General features: G+C 67.6%; 14 protein-coding genes and 1 tRNA gene. 4 read left to right on the top strand and 11 right to left on the bottom strand.

The annotated features are described in order from the left end of the window. Window positions 1-107 precede the first annotated feature (107 nt). A complete protein-coding gene (locus tag A6B37_RS17695; RefSeq protein ID WP_102774255.1) occupies window positions 108-2,330 on the top strand; it encodes an FUSC family protein in 2,223 nt (740 codons plus the stop codon). 15 nt (window positions 2,331-2,345) lie between these two features. Here the strand turns inward: A6B37_RS17695 and yaaA are convergent, their stop codons facing one another. The 3 genes from yaaA to A6B37_RS17680 all read right to left on the bottom strand — a co-directional run bounded on the left by yaaA (window position 2,346) and on the right by A6B37_RS17680 (window position 5,227). Then, entirely contained in the window at window positions 2,346-3,116 is a 771-nt protein-coding gene (yaaA, locus tag A6B37_RS17690; RefSeq protein ID WP_111826495.1) for a peroxide stress protein YaaA, read from the bottom strand. Window positions 3,117-3,132: 16 nt separating this feature from the next. Further along, window positions 3,133-3,915: a 3-hydroxybutyrate dehydrogenase gene (locus A6B37_RS17685; RefSeq protein WP_111826494.1), complete on the bottom strand. Its 783-nt coding sequence runs from the start codon at window positions 3,913-3,915 to the stop codon at window positions 3,133-3,135. 103 nt (window positions 3,916-4,018) lie between these two features. Further along, window positions 4,019-5,227, bottom strand: coding sequence for a cation:proton antiporter (locus A6B37_RS17680; RefSeq protein WP_102774547.1), 1,209 nt, complete (start codon window positions 5,225-5,227; stop codon window positions 4,019-4,021). Window positions 5,228-5,482: 255 nt separating this feature from the next. Between A6B37_RS17680 and A6B37_RS17675 the strand changes: the two genes are divergently transcribed. Then, window positions 5,483-5,573: transfer RNA gene (locus tag A6B37_RS17675), tRNA-Ser, on the top strand. Window positions 5,574-5,637: 64 nt separating this feature from the next. Here the strand turns inward: A6B37_RS17675 and A6B37_RS17670 are convergent. The 4 genes from A6B37_RS17670 to A6B37_RS17655 form a co-directional block, all read right to left on the bottom strand. Then, on the bottom strand, window positions 5,638-6,552 hold the full coding sequence (locus tag A6B37_RS17670) for an OmpA family protein (protein WP_246842507.1): 915 nt from the start codon (window positions 6,550-6,552) through the stop codon (window positions 5,638-5,640). A gap of 102 nt (window positions 6,553-6,654) precedes the next feature. Further along, window positions 6,655-7,272 (bottom strand): flavin reductase family protein, encoded by a 618-nt coding sequence (locus tag A6B37_RS17665; RefSeq protein ID WP_102774251.1) that lies wholly within the window; start codon window positions 7,270-7,272, stop codon window positions 6,655-6,657. Between the two features lie 3 nt (window positions 7,273-7,275). Continuing rightward, window positions 7,276-8,232, bottom strand: a complete 957-nt coding sequence (locus A6B37_RS17660) for a carbon-nitrogen hydrolase family protein (protein ID WP_102774250.1) — start codon at window positions 8,230-8,232, stop codon at window positions 7,276-7,278. Window positions 8,233-8,246: 14 nt separating this feature from the next. Further along, window positions 8,247-9,881 carry an MFS transporter gene (locus tag A6B37_RS17655; protein ID WP_246842506.1) on the bottom strand — a complete coding sequence of 545 codons (1,635 nt, stop codon included), beginning with the start codon at window positions 9,879-9,881 and terminating at the stop codon, window positions 8,247-8,249. Between the two features lie 175 nt (window positions 9,882-10,056). Between A6B37_RS17655 and A6B37_RS17650 the strand changes: the two genes are divergently transcribed. Further along, window positions 10,057-10,905, top strand: coding sequence for an IclR family transcriptional regulator (locus tag A6B37_RS17650; protein ID WP_102774248.1), 849 nt, complete (start codon window positions 10,057-10,059; stop codon window positions 10,903-10,905). Window positions 10,906-10,924: 19 nt separating this feature from the next. Here A6B37_RS17650 and A6B37_RS17645 read toward each other — a convergent pair whose 3' ends face one another. Together A6B37_RS17645 and A6B37_RS17640 are read right to left on the bottom strand one after the other, a co-directional pair. Then, window positions 10,925-11,905 (bottom strand): tripartite tricarboxylate transporter substrate binding protein, encoded by a 981-nt coding sequence (locus tag A6B37_RS17645; RefSeq protein WP_102774247.1) that lies wholly within the window; start codon window positions 11,903-11,905, stop codon window positions 10,925-10,927. Window positions 11,906-11,986: 81 nt separating this feature from the next. Then, window positions 11,987-13,114 (bottom strand): mandelate racemase/muconate lactonizing enzyme family protein, encoded by a 1,128-nt coding sequence (locus tag A6B37_RS17640; protein ID WP_111826491.1) that lies wholly within the window; start codon window positions 13,112-13,114, stop codon window positions 11,987-11,989. A 149-nt stretch (window positions 13,115-13,263) separates the two neighbouring features. Between A6B37_RS17640 and A6B37_RS17635 the strand changes: the two genes are divergently transcribed. After that, complete coding sequence (locus A6B37_RS17635) at window positions 13,264-14,148, top strand: LysR family transcriptional regulator (RefSeq protein WP_111826490.1); 885 nt, start codon at window positions 13,264-13,266, stop codon at window positions 14,146-14,148. Here the strand turns inward: A6B37_RS17635 and A6B37_RS17630 are convergent. Beyond that, entirely contained in the window at window positions 14,145-15,326 is a 1,182-nt protein-coding gene (locus tag A6B37_RS17630) for an amidohydrolase family protein (RefSeq protein WP_111826489.1), read from the bottom strand. The genes A6B37_RS17635 and A6B37_RS17630 overlap by 4 nt on opposite strands. Window positions 15,327-15,347: 21 nt before the next feature. Next, entirely contained in the window at window positions 15,348-15,545 is a 198-nt protein-coding gene (locus A6B37_RS17625; RefSeq protein ID WP_043543675.1) for a hypothetical protein, read from the bottom strand. Window positions 15,546-15,699 lie beyond the last annotated feature (154 nt).

Raw genomic sequence — 15,699 nt, 5'->3', positions numbered from 1 at the left:
TCAAAGGTGGCAAATCGGCGTTGCGTGGAAGTTTCGGTAACCATCCGACCCCGAAAAAATCCACAGTCTCTCTATACTTATCCCGTCGCCCAGAATCGAGCCCGCCCATGGATTTGCGCATTGCCAGCATCCGCCGCTTCCTCTACAGCCACTACTTCTTCGGCGGGGTGCGCCAGGGGGTGGGGATGCTGTTGCCCGTGCTGGTGGTGGGCGGCCTGTTCGGCAATTACACGACGGGCCTGGTGGCGACCTTCGGCGCGCAGTGCCTGGCCATCATCGACCAGCCCGGCGGCCCGCAGCGCCACCGCACCAACGAAATGCTGGGCGGCGCGGCGCTGGGCACCCTGACCGTGGTCATCACGGGGCTGGCGTCCAGCTATCCGGTGCTGATCTGGCTGGCGGTCATCGCACAGTGCTTCGTCTATTCCATGTTCAGCGTGTTCGGCAAGCGCGGCGGGCTGATCGGCTTCGCCGGCCTGCTGCTGATGACGCTGACCATGCACACGCCGCTGCAGCCGCACGAGGTGCTGGCGCACGCCACGGCCACGCTGGGCGGCGCGCTGTTCTACCTGGTGTTCAGCCTGGGCTTTTCGCGCCTGTTCTGGCTGCGCGAAGAGCAGCAGGCCATGTCGGTGGCGCTGTTCGCCACCGCCGACTACGTCGCCGCCCGGGCCGCCTTCTACGACACCACGTCGGACCTGGACGAGGCCTACCGCGACCTGATCCAGCGCCAGTCCGTCATGACCGACAAGCACCAGGCCGCGCGCGACATGGTGCTGCGCGCCCTGCCCCGCGGCAAGGGCCTGGGCGACCGCCAGCGCGTGATGATCTGGAACATGTTCGTCGACATGCTGCTGCTCCTGGACACGCTGGTGGCCACGCACACCGACTACGCGGCGCTGCGCCGCGCGCTGGCCGGCAACGACTGCCTGATGTTCATGCGCGACGCGCTGGTGAAGATGTCGCTGGAGCTCAACCGCATCGCGCTGGACGTGTCGCGCGGACGCAAGGTGCAGTACCGCAGCAGCGCCAAGGCCGAGTTGCGCGCCATCGAGTACGAGATCGAACAGCTCAAGCAGCAGGGCCTGGGCGAGCGCGAGCCCGAGATGCTGGCGCTCATCATCCAGGTGCTGCGCCGCCTGCGCAATTCGGCGCGCATCGTCGACCGGCTCGCCGACCACACCGCCGCCTCGCCGGACGCCAAGCCCACCGACGTGCTGCGCATCAACAAGTCGCTCACGCGCTTCATTTCGCGCCAGGAATTCCGCCTGGGGCTGCTGACCAGCAACCTGCGGCTGGACTCGCCGCACTTCCGCTACGCGCTGCGGGTCACGGCGGCGGCCGCGATCGCCATGACGCTGGCCAGCCGCTGGCTGTCGCCGGCGTTCTCGTCGCACAGCTACTGGATCATGCTGACCATCGTCATCATCATGAAGCCGGGCTTCGCGCTCACGCGCCAGCGCAACGGCTGGCGGCTGATGGGCACGCTGATAGGCTGCCTGGGCGCCCTGCTGCTGTTCCACCTGACCGACCAGCCCGAAATCCTGTTCGCCGTGCTGCTGGGCGCATGCATCATGGGCAACAGCCTGGTGCAGCTCAACTACATGGCCAGCGCCATCTTCAATACGCTGTTCGTGGTGCTGGTGTTCCACTTCGTCTCGCCGGGCACGGTGTCCATGGCGGTGATCGGCGAACGCGCGCTGGACACGCTGCTGGGCTGCGCGCTGGCGCTGGTCTGCAGCTATATCCTGCCCTGGTGGGAAGCGCGCTACCTGCGCCCGCTGGCCGCGGCGGCCACGCGCGCCAACCGCGAATACCTGCTGGCGGGCCTGCGCTACGTCGAGGCGATGCAGGCCCACGGCGCCCCCGTGGGCGCGGCCGCCGGCGACACGCCCGCCGTGACCGACGCCGACCTGGCGTGGCGGCTGGGACGCAAGAACGTGCACATCGCATTCAGCAATTTCGCCGAAGCCTTCTACCGGATGATGAGCGAGCCCAAGTCGCACCAGGTGAACGTGCCGGAGCTGAACAACCTGCTGATCCAGAACCACGTGCTGGCCTCGCAGATCACGGCGGCCATTCCCATCCTGGCCGCCCTGCCCGCCACGCCCGAGGCCGTGCAGCGGGCCTTGAACGGCGTGGCCGGGCTGCTGGACCAGAGCCGCGCCCAGCCGCCCGCCGACCTGCCCACCCAGTTCGACACCGAAGGCGAACAGGCCGCGCTGGTCTATCCCATCAAGCAGATACTGAAGGCCGCCCACATGATCCGCCAGGAACTGCAGGCGCTGGAAGATCCCGCCCACGCGCCGCAGATGGCGGTGGCGGCCTGAGCGCCGCCCCCCGTATTACGCCTTGCGCCGGAACACCAGCTTGTCCGCCGACGACGCGGAGGCGTCATACGCATAGCCTTCCAGGTCGAAGCCCTGCAGGCCTTCCGGCTTGGAGACCTTGTGCAGGATGGCGTAGCGCGCCATCAGGCCGCGCGCGCGCTTGGCATGGAAGCTGATGACCTTCCAGGCGCCGTTTTTCCAGTCCTGGAACACGCACTGCACCACGCGCGCCTTCAGGGTCTTCAGGTCGACCGACTTGAAGTATTCCTCGGACGCCAGGTTGACCACCACCGGCGCCTTCTGGCCGGCCTGGCGTTCGTTGAGGTAGTCGGCGATGGCGCTGCCCCAGTATTCGTACAGGTTCTTGCCCTTGGGCGTCTGCAGGCGCGTGCCCATTTCCAGCCGGTACGGCTGCATCAGGTCCAGCGGACGCAGCACGCCATACAGGCCGCTCAGGATGGCGACGTGCTCCTGCGCCCAGCCCAGCTGCTTGGCCGAGAGGGTCGAGGCTTCCAGCCCTTCGTACACGTCGCCGTTGAAGGCCAGCACCGCCTGGCGCGAATTGGCCTGGGTGAAGCTGCGCTTCCAGTGGGCGTAGCGCTGCACGTTCAGCTCCGACAGCGCCGGACTCAGGCTCATGAGCTCGGCGATGTCCTCGGCCGACTTGGTCTTCAGCACCTTGATCAGGCCGGCGGCCTGATCCACGAACAGCGGCTGGGTATGCGTCTCGATGTGCAGCGGCGAGTCGTAGTCCAGCTTCTTGGCGGGGGAAAGCAAAAACAGCATTGCGGGTTTCCTTTGTTCAGCGCGCCGTCCAGCCGCCATCGACCGAGACGGACGTTCCAGTGATTTGGGCCGCGGCGTCGGAGGCCAGGAACACGGCGGTGCCGCCCAGTTGTTCCGGCGTCACGAATTGCAGCGACGGCTGCTTTTCGCCCAGCAGTTCGCGCGCGGCGGCTTCCTGGTCGATGCCGTTCTTTTCGGCCAGTGCGGTGATCTGCTTTTCCACCAGCGGGGTGCGGACCCAGCCCGGGCAGATGGCGTTGGCGGTAATGCCCTGGCCGGCCGTCTCCAGCGCCGTGACCTTGGTGAAGCCCACCACGCCATGCTTGGCGGCCACGTAGGCCGACTTGTAGGCCGAGGCCACCAGGCCGTGCGCCGAAGCAATGTTGATGATGCGGCCGAAGCCCTGCTTCTTCATGTGCGGCAGCGCGGCGGCGGTGCCGTGGAACACGGCCGACAGGTTCAGCGCCAGGATGGCGTCCCATTTCTCGACCGGGAATTCCTCGATCGGCGCGGTGTGCTGGATGCCGGCGTTGTTGACCAGGATGTCGATGCGGCCCAGCTGGCGCACGGCGTTCTCGATCAGGCCGCGCACGGCCTCACCCTTGGACAGGTCGGCGCCGTCGTAGATCACCTTCACGCCATGTTTTTCGGCCAGGCCGGCGCGGACTTTTTCGATCTCGGCCGCGTCGCCGAAACCATTCAGGACGATATCGGCGCCTTGCGCGGCGAAGGCCGTGGCGATGCCCAGGCCGATACCGCTGGTGGAACCGGTGACGAGGGCGACTTTTCCTTTGAACATGGACGTTCTCCTGTGATCTCGCATGGGGCGGAAAGCGAAGCAGGCGTCAAGTGTAGCTGCCCCGCATGCCGGCCATCATGCCATGCCCGCAAGACCGTCAGGGTCAAGCCGCGGAAGGCGGATCGCGCGGCGTGCCGGCCTCGTCGGCGGGCGGCTGGACGGCCGGCAGCTCGGCCATGCCGCCGCGGTTTTCCGGGATGCGCTCGAGCAGCTTGATCAGCACCGGCACCACGCCCATGGAGATGGCGACCACCACGGAAAGCACGTCGCGCTGTTCCAGGTCCACCAGATGGTTGTCCCAGGCTTCGTTGAAGATGGCGAAGCTGAATTCGCCGCCCTGCGCCAGCGCCACGGCGAACAGCAGCCGGTGGTAGCGCGGCAGCCCCAGAAAGCGCGCGAAGCCGTACAGCACCGCGCCCTTGACCAGCAGCAGCGCGGTGACCCCGACGACGATGAACAGCCAATGATGCTGCACCACTTTCAGGTTCACCGACATGCCGATGGCCACGAAAAACAGGCCCAGCAGCAAGCCCTTGAACGGGTCGATGGCCTTTTCCAGTTCGTCGCGGTAGCGCGACTCGGCCATCAGCACCCCCGCCAGGAACCCGCCCAGGCCGGCCGACAGCCCGGCATAGTCGAACAGCTGGGCGGCGCCCACCACCATCAGCAGCGCCGCGGCGGTGAACAGCTCGTTCAACTGCGCGCGCGCGGCCCAGCCCAGCAGACGCAAGTGGTGAGCCGCGGCGACCACGGCCACGGCGATCAACGCCTCCTTGAACGACGGCGCCGAGCTTCCGTCCGATCCCATCAGGCCGGCCGCCACCAGCATCGGTATCGCCGCCATGTCCTGGAACAGCAGCACCCCCAGCGCCGACCGCCCCAGCGGCATCCGCGTCAGGCCGCGTTCCTCCAGCAGGCGCAGGGCCACCGCCGTGGACGACAGCGCCAGCGACAGGCCGCAAAGCACCGCCGCCTGCCAGCTCATCCCGGCCAGGTGCCGCAGCGCCGCGCCGAACACCACGCCCAGCAGCAGCCCGCAGACCAGCATCTGCAGCGAGCCCAGGACGAACACCTCGTTGCGCATGGCCCACAGCCGCCTGGGCGACAGTTCCAGCCCGATGATGAACAACATCATCACCACGCCCCACTGCGACACCCCGATCATGGTGTCCACGTTGGTCACCAGCTTCAGGCAGGACGGCCCCACCAGGATGCCGGCGATCAGGTAACCCGGAATGGCGCCCAGCCCCAGCTGCTGGGTGATGGGCACGCACAGCACGGCCGCAAGCAGGAGGATGAGGATCAGATCCATGGGCGCAAGGGAGCGGAAAGACCGGCGCGATGCGCCGGCGTTGCCGGGATTCTGGGCAAAGAACGGCGGCGCCGGTAGTTAGTTAAAACCCCCGTGGCGGGCTTTTTTCAGCCCCCTTTACACAAACGAAAAAAATCCTGTAGAATTGCGGGCTTCGCTAGTTCGACGACGAAGATTCTTCCGACCAGGGATCTTTCGCTAAAAGCGGATCGCAAGATCCGGCTTTCGCCGTCATCGGAACATCAATAGCGAAAAGGAGAGGTGGCAGAGTGGTCGAATGTACCTGACTCGAAATCAGGCGTACGGTATCCCCGTACCGTGGGTTCGAATCCCACCCTCTCCGCCAGTATTCAAAAAGGCCAATCCCTCGGGATTGGCCTTTTTTCTGTCGGTGACCCGGGCACCTCTCCCTATTGCTTCACCAGCTCCACGCGCCGGTTCCTGGCGCGGCCTTCTTCGGCGTCGTTGGACGCCACGGGCGCGAGCGATGCCACGCCCTTGGCCGACAGCCGGCCGGCGGGAATGCGATAGGACTCGGCCAATGCCTTGGCCACGGCGTCCGCGCGCTTTTGCGACAGGTCCATGTTGCGCGCCAGGCTGCCCTGGTTGTCGGTATGGCCGACGATGTAGACCTTGAGCGCGGGATTGGCCTGCAGCAGTTTGCCCATTTCGTCCAGCGCGGCCTTGGAATCGGCCTTGACCTCGGCCTTGTCGGTATCGAAATACACGCCATAGACGGCGACCCTGCCGGACTCGGTCAGCGCTTTCTGCATGGCCGTCGCGTCGGGCAATTCGACCTGGCCCGTCTGCATGGCCTTGAGTTCGACCACCTGCAGGAACACCGGCGTGCGTTTGTTGGCTTCGTCCTGCATCACGTCCAGGAACGCATAGACGTCGCCCGACGGCGCCTGCTTCCTGGCAAGCATGGCGTAGTACTTGCCGCCAAAGACGGCGTCGCCGTGGCCGAGCGGGCTGACTTTGCCGCTGTTGAAGACGTAGGACTGGAAATCCCCGCCGCACTGCTCGTCGCCCTTGCACTCGAAGACGGTCTTGAAGCCGCCCGCCTGCAAGGTGTCCTGGTAATTGCGGTAGACCTCGAGCGCCGACTTGCCGCCGTCGATGCGATAGCCGATGCGCGTGACCTTGCCTTCGAGCGCCAGGGCCTTGGCCTCGGACTCCTTGGGGATGGCCCGGTCGGGCGCCAGCGCTTCGTCGTAATCCAGCTGTTTGTAGGCGTTGATCTGCGCGCCCGAGAAACGCCCCACCAGCGGGTGGTCCCTGGAGCCCGCCACGTCTGCCGCATGGCCCGGCAGCGCCGCCGCCATCAGTGCCGCGCCAAGCAGGGCGCAACGAACGCTACTTGCAACACATGCCATCGGGGCCGGGCCTCCTTGCGCCGAAATCCTGGGTTGAAGACCCGCGTTTCCTCAGACCGGCGCCGTGGGCCGGGCCAGTTGGAACAGGTCCGAGGAGCGAGCATACCAGCCGCCCCCGTGCATGCGCGCGATCAGCCCCAGGGCCGGCGTATCCACGTGGCCGCGGGCGGCGTCGCGCACGTACGCGTCGTCGACGTGCGCCCCCAGCACGCGGCCGATCACCACGATCTGGCGCGGGCCGGTCACGACCGTGGCCTGGCTGACGCATTCCAACGACACCGGGCTGCCTTCGATCAGGGGCGGACGCACGTGGATGGCCGGCCTGGCGGTCAGCCCGGCCGCCGCCAGTTCGTCCACCTCGGGCGGATAGTCGGCGCAGGTCTGGTTCATCTGCCGGACCAGGGACTCGGGCACCAGGTTCACGACGAACTCGCAGTTCTCGATGATGTTGGCGCCGGAGTCCTTGAACTCGCCGTTGGCATGCCGCATCAGCCCGATGGCCACCGTGGGCGGCTGGTGCCCCATGACGTTGAAAAAGCTGAAGGGCGCCGCGTTCACCACGCCCTTGCCGGAGATGGTGGTGAGCCACGCGATCGGACGCGGGGTGACGGTCGAGGTCAGCACGTTGTAGACCGTCTGCGCCGGCAAGGCGCTGAAATCGAAATGCATGGGTCAGGCCTCCTGCCGGCCGTCGTCCAGCGCCGACACCGGACGCTTGGCGCGGGTGTCGACCTGCAGCTGGAAGACGTCGGGCCGCGCGTAGTGGCCGGCGACGTCGAAATCGAACTTGCCGCGCAGGATCTGGTTGGGGTCGATGTCCGCGTACAGAATCGTCTCGCCCGAGTAGTCCGGCCCGGCCAGCACTTCGCCCAGCGGGTCGATGATGGCGCTGCCGCCGCGCATCAGCACCGTGTCCGGCTTGTCGCCCAGCGCGCATTCGAAGTCGTCGGGATAGGCGTCGCGGCGCAGGTGCTGGCACGAGGTCAGCACGTAGCAGCGCCCTTCCAGCGCGATGTGGCGCATGCTGGGAATCCAGGAGTCGCGGTCGTCGGCGGTGGGCGCGCAATACAGCGCCACGCCCTGGCCGTACATGTACATGCGCAGCATGGGCATGTAGTTTTCCCAGCAGATGACCGCGCCGATCTTGCCGTAGGGCGTGTCGAACACCGGCAGGGTCGAGCCGTCGCCGAACCCCCACACCAGGCGCTCGCCGGCCGTGGGCATGAGTTTGCGGTGCTTGCCCGCCAGGCCCTGCTGGCCGTTGAAGTACAGCACGGTGCAGTACAGCGTGCCGCCGTCGGCTTCGATGCAGCCCATGACCACGAAGCTGTCGGTATCGGCCGCGGCCTGCGCGATCAGCGCGACTTCTTCGCCGTCCAGGCGCACGGCCTGGCGGTGGTAGCTGGCGTAGGCGTCGCGGCCTTCGGGCTTGCGCATGCCTATCGGCGCGCCGAAGGAGTTGCCCTTGGGATAGCCGCCCAGGAACGCTTCGGGGAACACCTGCACCCGCGCGCCCTGCTCGGCCGCCTGGCGGATCAGCGCCGCCGCCTTGCGGGCGCAGGCGAGGCTGTCGGTGGGGATGGACGCCGCCTGAATGACGGCGGCCTTGAATCTGGGTTGCACGGACATGTCTCTCCTCTCTCTCAGTGCGTCGGGTCTTCGTCGATGGCCGTGGCGCGGGTGTTGGGCAGCAACAGGCTGCCGATGACGCCGACCACCGCCGTCACGGCGACCGGGTACATCAGGCCGCCGAAGATATTGCCGCTGGCCTGGGCCAGGTAGGTCGCGGTAAAGGGCACGATGCCGCCGAAGATGCCGGCGCCGATGTGGTACGGGAAGGATAGCGCCGTATAGCGGATGCGGGCCGGAAACAGCTCCACCAGGTAGGCCGCGACCGGGCCATAGACCATGGCGACCACGGCGGTCATCAGCACCAGGATCAGCACGATGACGGTGTTGTCGACTCGCGCCGGATCGGCGCGCTCGGGGTAGCCGGCGGCGGCCAGCGCGGCGGCGTAGCCCGCCCGGTCGAAGCCGTTGACGGTCTGGCCGCCCACGCTCATGGCGATCTCCTGGCCCGGCAGCGGCTCGGCATACTCGAAGTTGATGCCCTTGGCGACCAGGAATTTCTTGGCCTGCACACAGACTTTCTTGTGGTCGGCATGGCTGCCCACCATCGCCGCCTGCAATCCGAAGTCGCAGGCGCCGCCGCCGACATCGGCATGCACGCGCACCGGCGTGGTCTGCATGGCCTGCGCCAGGGCGGGATTGCCGGCCTTGAGCAGCACGTCGAACATGGCGTGGTAGCCGATAGCGGCGATGAACAGGCCGGCCATCATGATCCACTTGCGGCCGATGCGGTCGGACAGCCAGCCGAACAGCACGAAGGTCGGCGCGCCGATGATGAAGCCGATCAGGATCAGCGTGTACACGCTGGTCTGGTCCAGCTGCACCGCCTGCTGCAGGAAGATCATGACGTAGAACTGGCCGGTGAAATAGGTCGCGCCCTGGCCGGCGGTGACGCCGACCAGCGCCAGCAGCACCAGGCGCAGGCTGGACCATTGGCCGAAGGTCTCCTTGACCGGATTCTTCGACAGGCGGTTCTGCTGCTTCATGCGCGTGAACACGGGCGACTCGTGCAGCCTGGCGCGCACATAGATGGAAATCGCCAGCATCACGATCGACAGGATGAACGGCAGGCGCCAGCCCCATTGGCGGAAGTCCTCGGCGCTCATCGCGGCCTGGGTGCACAGGATCACGACCAGCGACAGGATCAGCCCGGCCGACGAGGTGATCTGGATCCAGCCGGTCAACAGGCCGCGGCGCCGCGGCTCGCAATGCTCGGCCACATAGATCACCGCGCCGCCGTATTCGCCGCCCACGGCCAGGCCCTGCACCACGCGCAGGGTCAGCAGCAGTATCCACGACAGGTGGCCCGCCGATTCATAGGTGGGCAGGCAACCGATCAGCACGGTCGCCCCGCCCATCATCACCACCGTGATCAGGAAGGTGTACTTGCGCCCGAGCCTGTCGCCGAGATAGCCGAACAGCACCGCGCCCAGCGGCCGGATGATGAAGCCCACCGCCAGCGCGCCCAGCGCCGCCAGCAGCGCCACGGTCGGATTGTCCTGCGGAAACAGCACCTGGCTCATGAAGACGGCCAGGGTTCCATAGATGAAAAAGTCGTACCACTCGAACAAGGTGCCGAGGGTCGATGCCACCACGACCTGGCGTTCCTCTTTGCGGCTGAGCGTCTGCGCGCCACCCGGATGCTGCATTGCAATATTTGCGTCCATGCCTGCTTTCCCGATCACTTAGATTGATACTGCTGTAGTCATTAACTATTATCAAATCTAAAGCCGGGGCTGAAAAAGCTGGGGAAAACCCGGCACGCGGCCCCGGAAGGCCCCCGGCGCCGCTGCTACACTCCCGCCAGAAACAGAGGAGGCAGTCATGGCTAGGCCCGCCGGCAAGGTCGATGAAAACGCAGAAAAAGCGCCAGCCGCCGCGCGCAGAGGCATCCAGTCGATCGAAGTGGGGTTCCGCATCCTGGACCTGATCCGCAAGGCCGGCCGCCCGATCCCGTTGAAGGAAATCGCGCAGGCCTGTGAACTGACGGTGCCCAACGTCCATTACTACCTGGTGAGCTTCCAGAAGGTGGGCGTGGTGCAGCAGCACGCGGACACCGGCCATTACGGCCTGGGCCCTTATGCCTTGCGGCTGGGACTGGCGGCGCTGGAGCAGTTCGACGTCTTCACCACGGCCCGGCCGGTCATGGCCGAGGTGGCCGCGATCACCGGCCAGACGGTGTTCCTGGGAGTCTGGGGCAACAAGGGTCCGACCATCGTCTACCGGGTCGAGGGCAGCCGCAGCCGGCCGCTGCTGGAATTGCGCGTGGGCAGCGTGCTGCCGCTGCTGTCGTCGGCGCTGGGCCGCAACTTCCTGGCGCATCTGCCGCAAGCCAGCACGCGCGAGCTGCTGGAGCAGGAAATGGCCTCGTCGGTGCCCGAGGGCGCCGGCGGCGCGGCGGGCAGTTCGTACACGCTGCAGGACGTGCAGGCCATCCGCGACGAGGTGCTCAAGCACGGCCTGAGCCGCTGCCGCGACGCGCTGCTGCCGCATTTCACGTCGCTGTCGGCGCCCATTTTCGACATGCTGGGCGAAATGAAGGCCGCCATCACGCTGATGGGGCCGGTCGGTTCCATCGACGACGATCTGCAGTCCGAGACCGCGCGCCTGCTCGGCGAGAAGGCGCGCTCGATCTCGGCCTCGGCCGGCTGGGCGGCCCCCGCCGGGGGCTGAGCGGCCCGCCCGCGGCCGCTCAGCCCTCGGCGACGAGCTTGGCGTCCTTGATGGTCCTGGCGTATTTCTGCTGTTCCTGCCGCATGAAATCGGCGAAGCGCTGCGCGCTGCCGCCGCCTTCTTCCGCGCCGATCTGCGCCAGCTTTTCCTGCACGTCGGGCATGGCCAGCACGCGGTCGATGTCCTGGTTCATGCGCTGGACCATGGGGCCCGGCATATTGCCCGGACCCACCATGCCGAACCAGATGCTGGCCTCGAATCCGGGATAGCCCTGCTCGGCCACGGTGGGCACGTCCGGATGGCTCTTGGAGCGGCGCTGCAGCGTCTGCGCCAGGCCGATCACCTTGCCGGACTGCAGCAGCGGCGTCGCGGTGGTCATGCCTTCGAAGCAGTACTGCACGTGGCCGCCCATCAGGTCGTTCATCAGCGGCGCGGAGCCCTTGTAGGGCACGTGCAGCACGTCGATGCCGGCGCGCGCCTTGAAGATCTCCAGCGCCAGGTGCTGGGCCGAGCCGCTGCCGGCCGAACCGAACACGATCTTGCCCGGCTGGGCGCGGCACAGCGCGACCAGTTCGGGCAGCGTCCTGGCCGGCTGCGAGGCGCCGCCGATCAGGATGGTGGGCGTCTTGCCCACCAGCGCGATGGGCGAGAAATCGCGCTCGACCGAATAGGCCAGCTTGGGCTGCAGCCCGGGCGCGATGCCGTGGCTGTTGACGTGCGCCATCATCAGCGTATTGCCGTCATTGGGCTGGCGGGCCACCTGCTCGGCGGCGATGACGCCGGCCGCGCCCGCGCGGTTTTCGACGATGACGGGCAGGTTCCACAGCACGCCCAGCTTCTGGCCCAGCAGGCGCGCCAGCACGTCGGTGCCGCCGCCGGCGGGAAACCCCACCACGATTTTCACCGGCCCCGACGGCATGTCCTGCGCCCGCGCCATCGCCGGCAGCATCAGCGCCGCGCCCAGCGCCGCGGCGCCGCTCATGAATTGCCTACGTTGCATTGCTGTCTCCTCGCGCGCCGGTCTTGCCGCCGGCGACTGATAGTCATGCGGCGCCGCGGGTCGCGACGCCGCCCGCGGCGCTCAGCGGCCGACGCGGGTCCACTTGCCGTAGCGCTCCACCATGCGCTCATCGAAGCCGAAGCCCAGGCCGGGTTCCTGGTGCAGGATCACGCGGCCGTTCTTGTGGCTCAATTGGCGGTCGACCAGCTTGCGGAAGTTCAGCACCTGGTCGTCCCAGAAGAATTCGACGTAGCGCGCGTTCGGCGTGGCGGCCACCAGCGGCGCGTGTACGTCGTGGAACCAGTGCGGGCAGACCACCACGCCGTAGCTGGCGGCGGTGGCGGCGATGCGCTTCCATTCGGTGATGCCGCCGCACACGGCGGCGTCGGTCTGGAGGATGCCCGCCGCGCCCTTGTCCAGCAGCTCCTTGTGATACCAGCGGCCGTAGCCGATTTCGGCGGTGGCGATGGGCAGGCGCGTCAGCCGCGCCAGCTTGGCGTGGCTATCGATGTCATCGGGGCCGAACGGCTCCTCGATGAAGTAGGGATCGTATTGCTCGAAGCGGCGGATGTACTGCATGGCCTGGGTCACGTCCTGCCAGGCGTTGTTGCAGTCCATCATCAGTTCGACGTCCGGCCCCACGGCTTCGCGCGCGGCCTTCAGGCGCGCCTCTTCCTCGGCCGGCGACAAGCGGCCGGTCTTCATCTTGACCGCGCGGAATCCCTTGTCCACGTAGCTGGCCATTTCCTCGCCCAGGTGCTGCGGCGTCTTGCCGTCGAGGTAGTAGCCGCCGCTGGCGTATGCCGGCACCGACTCCAGCTCGACCGCGCCCAGGTAGCGGTGCAGCGGCAGGCCGGCGGCCTTGGCGTTGAGGTCCCACAGCGCGATGTCCAGCGCGCTGAGCGCGCGCATCACCGTGCCCTGGCGCCCCTGCAGCAGCGCCTCCTGGTACATGGCCTGCCACAGCCCCTCGACGGCATGGGAATCCTTGCCCAGCAGCACCGGCGCGAGCAGGCTCTGCACCGCCGCCTCGAAAATGGCGCCGCCGGCGCTGCCCACGTAGCAGAAGCCTATGCCTTCGACGCCGTCGGAAGAGCGGACCTTCACCAGGCCATAGTGCCGCGACGACACGGTACGGTTGGAAAACGAGGTGACTTTGTCCAGGGGCACCGCGGCGGCGCAGACGTCTATGGATTCGATGATGGGCACAACAGGCTCCTTTGGGGGGCTGAGAGGTTCGGCTGGCGCCGCCAGCGCGACGCCCTGCACGTATTCTTGCCGTGGCCAAAGAAAACAACAATTATCGTCACCCATCTTTAGAATATGGAAAAACCATCTTCCACAGGGCTGCCGCCGCCATGGACTCGCGTTTTCTGCAAACCTACGTGCACGTCGTGGAACTCGGTTCCATCGCCCAGGCCGCGCGCCACCAGGGCCTGACGCCGGCCACCGTGCAGCAGCGGCTGCGGGCGCTCGAGGCCGACATGGGCAGCGCGCTCATCGCGCGCTCGGGCCGCACCGTCAAGCCCACGCCGGCCGGCTTGCGCATCCTCGAACGCGCCCGCGCCATCCTGCGCGACGTGCGCGACCTGCGCTCGGCGGCCTCGGACACCGAACTGCCCGCCGGCCCGCTCAGGCTGGGGGCCACGCCCACGGCGCTGACCGGCATCATGCCGCCGGTGCTGCGGACCTGGGTGGCGCGCCATCCGCAGATCGAGATCTACATAGAACCCGCCCCCACCACCCTGCTCTACAGCAAGGTGCTGTCCGGCGAACTGGACGGCGCGCTGCTGGTGCACCCCCTGTTTTCCATTCCCAAGACCTGCGCGTGGCGTGACCTGCGGCGCGAGCCGCTGGTGCTGGTGACCCCGGCCGGCATGAAAGTGCGCGACCCGCTGGCCGTGCTCGCGCGCGAGCCGTACATCCGCTACGACCGCAGCGTGGTGGGCGGCAAGATGGCCGAGGATTATCTGCGCGCGCGCAATCTGCGCCCGCACGTGCGCTTCGAGCTCGATGGCATCGATTCCATCGCGAGGCTGGTGTCGGAAGGGCTGGGCGTCGCGCTGCTGCCGGACTGGGCCAGCACGGGCGCGCCGGCCGCCGACGTCAGGCGCTGGCCGCTGCCGGCGCCCTGCCCGGTGCGCACCGTGGGCGCGATCTGGCCGCGCGCGGGCGTGCGTTCGGCCTTGATGCAGGCCTTCGTGGAACTGACCGAAACGCAGCTCGGGCTGGCCCGGGACTAGGCGTCGCGGCCGTCGCGCGCCACGACTGCGCCGCGCGACACCACCAGCCGGCGCGGCGCGCGCTGCGCCACGGCTTCGGCCACGCAGCTGGCGTCGACCAGCACCAGGTCGGCGCGCGCGCCCGGCGCCAGGCCGTAATCGGCGAAGCCGCAGGCGCGGGCCGCGGCGGCGGTCACGCAATCGAAGGCCCATTCGACCTCGTCGTCGCGGCGCAGGTCGTTGCGCAGCCCGATCAGCATGGCGCGCGCCAGCATGTCGGGACTGCCGTAAGGGGTCCAGGTGTCGCGGATGCCGTCATTGCCGCCGAAAAGCGCCACGCCGGCGTCGCGGCAGGCGCGCAGCGAAGGCACCGGACGCGAAGGCGGCGCGGTGGTCAGCAGCGCCACGTCCAGCGCGGCGAGCCGGCCCAGCAGGCCCTCGAGGCGCTTCGCGTCCACCCCGCCCAGGCAGAATGCGTGGCTGATGACGACCTTGCCGTTCATGCCCAGCGCCTGGGTGCGGTCCAGGATCAGTTCCAGCGTGAACGCGCCCAGTTCGCCCGGTTCGTGCAGATGGATGTCCACGGGCTTGCCATGCTTGTCGGCCAGGCCGAACAGCACGTCCAGCGAACGCGCGGGATCGCGGTCGATGGCCGAAGGGTCCAGTCCGCCCAGCACGTCGGCCCCGTTCGCCAGCGCCCGGTCCAGCAGCTCGGCGGTGCCGGGCCGCACCAGCAGGCCCGACTGGGGAAAAGCCACGGTCTGGATCTCGACGCGGTCGGCCAGTTCCTGGCGCGTGGCATGCACGCCGTCCAGGTGGCGCAGCCCGGCATCGGTATCGACGTCGACGTGGGTGCGGATGCGGGTCGCGCCTTCGCGCAGGAACGCCAGCGCCAGCGCGCGCGCATGGCTGGCGGCGTCATGGCCGGTGCTGGCGCGCCATTGCCGTTCGTTGTGGATGCGGTCGGTCAGCGCAGGCCCGACCTGGTTCACGTACCAGGGCGAGCCCCAGGTGGTCTTGTCCAGATGGGTATGGCCTTCGATCAGGCCGGGCAGCAGCAAGGCGCCGCCGCCGTCTTCCAAGGCCATGCCGGGCTCGGCTTCCAGCGCCGGGCCGATTTTCCGGATGCGCCCGCCGCGCACCAGCACATCCACCGGATCGCGACCGGCCCGGACGTTTTTCAATAAGAGGTCGGTCATGGTGGACGGTGCGCCGGCGGCTCAGACTTGAGGCGGTTCGATCCAGAAAAAGCGTTCGCCCTGGCGCACCATATCGGCCACGCCTTCGGCGCCGATACGGTAATCCGTGCCCATCAGCGTGGCGCCGCCATCCTCATGAATATGGATGATGGCCAGCGGGTCGTTCGCCATGGTGTACCAGTAGTAACCCGGCTTGAGATCGTGCAGGTCTGTGTTCATGCTTCGAGTATACAAACTTCCTCGCAACGTATTCAAAATGACACACATCCCTTGCGAGCCCCTGACATGATGACCGCTAGGCGGCATACTGCAAGATGCCAGGCTCGGACCGCGCTCTCGCATGCGCCGGCTGGGCAAATGCCGCTGTGGCGCA

This window comes from Achromobacter sp. HZ01, from assembly GCF_003267925.1.
Lineage (GTDB): Bacteria > Pseudomonadota > Gammaproteobacteria > Burkholderiales > Burkholderiaceae_B > Achromobacter > Achromobacter pulmonis_A.
The sequence above is the reverse complement of the archived record's forward strand: the minus strand, read 5'-3'. Positions and strand labels throughout refer to the sequence as shown.

Excerpts from the sequence above, each read along its gene's own strand:
- A6B37_RS17695 (WP_102774255.1), top strand. The coding sequence starts at position 108 with ATGGATTTGCGCATTGCCAGCATCCGCCGCTTCCTCTACAGCCACTAC.
- yaaA (WP_111826495.1), bottom strand. The coding sequence starts at position 3,116 with ATGCTGTTTTTGCTTTCCCCCGCCAAGAAGCTGGACTACGACTCGCCG.
- A6B37_RS17685 (WP_111826494.1), bottom strand. The coding sequence starts at position 3,915 with ATGTTCAAAGGAAAAGTCGCCCTCGTCACCGGTTCCACCAGCGGTATC.
- A6B37_RS17680 (WP_102774547.1), bottom strand. The coding sequence starts at position 5,227 with ATGGATCTGATCCTCATCCTCCTGCTTGCGGCCGTGCTGTGCGTGCCC.
- A6B37_RS17670 (WP_246842507.1), bottom strand. The coding sequence starts at position 6,552 with ATGGCGGCGGCGCTGCCGGGCCATGCGGCAGACGTGGCGGGCTCCAGG.
- A6B37_RS17665 (WP_102774251.1), bottom strand. The coding sequence starts at position 7,272 with ATGCATTTCGATTTCAGCGCCTTGCCGGCGCAGACGGTCTACAACGTG.
- A6B37_RS17660 (WP_102774250.1), bottom strand. The coding sequence starts at position 8,232 with ATGTCCGTGCAACCCAGATTCAAGGCCGCCGTCATTCAGGCGGCGTCC.
- A6B37_RS17655 (WP_246842506.1), bottom strand. The coding sequence starts at position 9,881 with ATGCAGCATCCGGGTGGCGCGCAGACGCTCAGCCGCAAAGAGGAACGC.
- A6B37_RS17650 (WP_102774248.1), top strand. The coding sequence starts at position 10,057 with ATGGCTAGGCCCGCCGGCAAGGTCGATGAAAACGCAGAAAAAGCGCCA.
- A6B37_RS17645 (WP_102774247.1), bottom strand. The coding sequence starts at position 11,905 with ATGCAACGTAGGCAATTCATGAGCGGCGCCGCGGCGCTGGGCGCGGCG.
- A6B37_RS17635 (WP_111826490.1), top strand. The coding sequence starts at position 13,264 with ATGGACTCGCGTTTTCTGCAAACCTACGTGCACGTCGTGGAACTCGGT.
- A6B37_RS17630 (WP_111826489.1), bottom strand. The coding sequence starts at position 15,326 with ATGACCGACCTCTTATTGAAAAACGTCCGGGCCGGTCGCGATCCGGTG.
- A6B37_RS17625 (WP_043543675.1), bottom strand. The coding sequence starts at position 15,545 with ATGAACACAGACCTGCACGATCTCAAGCCGGGTTACTACTGGTACACC.